This window comes from Marinobacter sp. UBA2498, from assembly GCF_002341575.1.
Lineage (GTDB): Bacteria > Pseudomonadota > Gammaproteobacteria > Pseudomonadales > Oleiphilaceae > Marinobacter > Marinobacter manganoxydans.
The window spans coordinates 37427-37751 of sequence record NZ_DDOI01000100.1 but is presented as its reverse complement, the minus strand read 5'-3'; the positions used below and the strand labels follow the sequence as shown (position 1 = coordinate 37751).

Sequence of the window (325 nt, the reverse complement as noted above, 5' to 3'; positions counted from 1 at the left end):
CGTGATCTTGATAGAATCCCACTGTTTCAATCACTTCCTGAACAGGTCGAAAGGAGCGGCGGTGTTCAATGGTTGCTCCGAGGCGGCGCAGGGCCTCCAGATGGACCGGGGTCGGATAACCTTTGTGCTGCGCCAGGCCGAACCCGGGGAAACGCGCTTCCAGCGCTTCCATTTCCCGGTCACGGGTTACTTTGGCAATAATAGAAGCGGCGCTGATGGCAGCCACCCGACTGTCGCCTTTGACAACCGGTTCCGACGGCCAGCGCCACTTGGGACAGCGATTACCATCCACCAGAACGTACTCAGGCACCACAGCCAGCCCCGA

General features: G+C 59.7%; 1 protein-coding gene. It reads right to left on the bottom strand.

Features of this window, described 5'->3' with window-relative positions; genetic code table 11:
* On the bottom strand, positions 1 to 325 hold a 325-nt coding region (locus B2W52_RS14055), incomplete at both ends, for a ribonuclease HII (protein ID WP_414673504.1).